The organism is Massilimicrobiota sp. An80, from assembly GCF_002159255.1.
Taxonomy (GTDB): domain Bacteria; phylum Bacillota_I; class Bacilli_A; order Erysipelotrichales; family Coprobacillaceae; genus Allocoprobacillus; species Allocoprobacillus merdigallinarum.
This window is the reverse complement of the sequence record NZ_NFHI01000094.1, coordinates 1-2,507: the sequence shown is the minus strand read 5'-3', so window position 1 is coordinate 2,507 and position 2,507 is coordinate 1. Positions and strand designations below refer to the sequence as shown.

General features: G+C 26.2%; 5 protein-coding genes. All 5 read left to right on the top strand.

Translation table 11 applies throughout. The features are described 5' to 3' along the window. The first annotated feature begins 200 nt into the window (after nt 1-200). The 5 genes from B5G32_RS13400 (at nt 201) to B5G32_RS13385 (ending at nt 2,323) form a co-directional block, all read left to right on the top strand. A complete protein-coding gene (locus tag B5G32_RS13400; protein ID WP_087936946.1) occupies nt 201-572 on the top strand; it encodes a type II toxin-antitoxin system RelE/ParE family toxin in 372 nt (123 codons plus the stop codon). After that, nucleotides 569-847, top strand: coding sequence for a helix-turn-helix transcriptional regulator (locus tag B5G32_RS13395; protein ID WP_087304218.1), 279 nt, complete (start codon nt 569-571; stop codon nt 845-847). The genes B5G32_RS13400 and B5G32_RS13395 overlap by 4 nt, the downstream gene beginning before the upstream one ends. A 90-nt stretch (nt 848-937) precedes the next feature. Next, a complete protein-coding gene (locus B5G32_RS13865; protein ID WP_158094034.1) occupies nt 938-1,105 on the top strand; it encodes a hypothetical protein in 168 nt (55 codons plus the stop codon). Between the two features lie 139 nt (nt 1,106-1,244). Further along, nucleotides 1,245-1,871, top strand: coding sequence for a hypothetical protein (locus tag B5G32_RS13390; protein ID WP_204209766.1), 627 nt, complete (start codon nt 1,245-1,247; stop codon nt 1,869-1,871). A gap of 11 nt (nt 1,872-1,882) precedes the next feature. Next, nucleotides 1,883-2,323: a hypothetical protein gene (locus tag B5G32_RS13385; protein WP_087304220.1), complete on the top strand. Its 441-nt coding sequence runs from the start codon at nt 1,883-1,885 to the stop codon at nt 2,321-2,323. Nucleotides 2,324-2,507: the final 184 nt, after the last annotated feature.

Below are 2,507 nucleotides of genomic sequence, written 5' to 3'. Positions count from 1 at the left end.
AACAAATAGGAATCAATGAAAAAGAATATATAGAATTCGCTAGAGAAGTCATCAAGCCATTAGATAAGAACTAATGGCTTGATATCTATATAGATGTATAATTTTAGTAGAAGTTGACGTGAGAAAGAAAAAAAGATATTTATTTTTAATAGCATATATGCTATTATATGAATATAAAGATCAGAAGTGGAGTATAAATTATGTATAGGGTAGAATTTTATTCTGATAAGGATAATCATTCTGATATTGAAGAATTTTTAGATGAATTAAAAGAAAAATCTAAAACCAGCAAGAATGATAGAATACAATTAAAACAGATTTTGTTTTATATTGATCTGCTTTCTAAAGTTGGCACAAGATTAGGTGATAATTATACAAAATTTATTGAAGATGGTATATGGGAATTAAGACCAGGATTTAATAGGATATTTTACTTCTATTATGATAATGATCAGTTTGTTTTATTACATCACTTTCGTAAAAAGACACAGAAAACACCAAAAAAAGAAATTGTGAGAGCTAAAAATGAAAGAGATGATTATTTGAATCGAAAGAAGGGTGATAGGTTATGACATCATGGAATGAATATAAAGAAAAAATAAAAAATGAAGATGAATATGGCTATGAACTTATTACTGAGATAGAAAAGGCTTCAGATATTGTTGCGACAATTATAGATAGAAGACATAGTTTAGGGATAAGTCAGAAAGAACTTGCTCTAAGATGCCATGTACCACAGTCAACCATTGGAAGAATTGAAACTTATAAGATTTCACCTAAAATTGAAACACTGATAAAGATCTTTAATAATTTAGGATTAAAACTTGTTATTGAAGTACAAGATTAAAAATGGAAGGAAGATTTAATTAAGAATCATTAAATGATTAATGAATTAAATCTTCTTTTTTATATTATTTTAAGGAGTTGAGTAGAATACATGAAAGAGATTATTTATTTTAGTAGTAATAAATGTGTATGTTGTGGAATGCAGATTCCTGAAGGAAAGCAGGTTTGTGATTATTGTATGTTAGATAAAAAAGTATATAGTAATATAAGTGAAAGTAATAAGAATTGTATTTGTAGAAAAGAAAAATTGAAAAATTAAATTAACAATTAATTTTTTGTTTGCTTATATTGTATTTTAAATATTATTTTACATGAGTGTATTTGAATTGACGGATGCAAAAAGTTTGCTATAATATAACCATTGTGTACACAAAAAAATTTAATAAAGGATGGAAACAATGAGTTATATAAAAAGGTTTTTTATTGCAGTCTTTTCATTAACAATGTTTATTGCTAGTTGTTCTCAAGTAGAGGCAAAAGAGCAGATAGATGTTATACAAGAGATTCAAGGTATTATTAATCAAAAAGAAATCAGTGAAAATGATATAGATAAGTTAGAGGAATTATTATCTAATGTAGAAGTAACTGAATCATTTTATTTTACTCCTGAAGTTACTGATGTCACGAGAGGTTATGGTCAATGGCATGATTTAGGTAAGGGTTGGAAAGCAAGAGTAGATAAGCCTCATACAGGTGCTGGAAAACCTCATGTACATGTTGAAAAAGGCAAGGTAAAAGGTGTTGAAAGTGTGGATGGTAGTAAATCTCATGGCAAGACATTAGGTTCAGCAGGAGTACCTAAAGATATTCAAAAAAAAGCAAGAAATCTTAAAGATTATAAAAAAGGTCAAAGTGATTTAAAAAAAATGAAAGAAGCAAAGAGCAAAATAAAAGCGAAAAAACTAAATTTAAAAAAGACAACTGATATAATTATTGCAATTGCGATATTTGTTTCTGTTGTTGGTTTGATGATTTTTTCATTAGGTAGTATTGGTGCTTGGGGATCATTGTTGTTGGCTATATAGGAGAATGATTGATGAGATTTTTGAAAAGTTATTTTGATGAAGATTCATCATTAAAAAAACTTAATAATGAGTTTTTGGAATATGAAAATTATCTTGAAAAGAATCGTGATTGTTTTGATGAACAAACATATCATATTTTAAAAAATGGAATGATTAATGATTATACTATTGAAAAATTTTCAATGGATATTTTTTGGGATGAACATGATCAACGATTAGCAAACATTGAAATGATTTTGGAGTATGATGAAAAGAGATTTTTGTGTAAATATGAGGCAGTTTATTATTTTTCTTTACAGAAAGATTTTAATGAAGAATTTGGGTTTGATGCAATACTTATTTCTGAATGCATTGTTTTATCAAATGGATTTGAACATTATTTATATTTTGTAAATAATGTGCCAATGATTATAAAATGTAAAACTATTAAAATATATCGTTTATCTGATTGATGTTTTAGTGGCTTAAGTATTGAACTGAAAATATATTTTTAAATAATTATATATTATGTAAAGAGGGTGAAATGAAAAACTAAATTCCACTTTGTATATTTAAATTCAACTCTTCTTGTGGGAGTTGAATTTCAAATTGCAAAGTGATTTTTTGTATTATAAAAATCACCTTCAGATATTGATT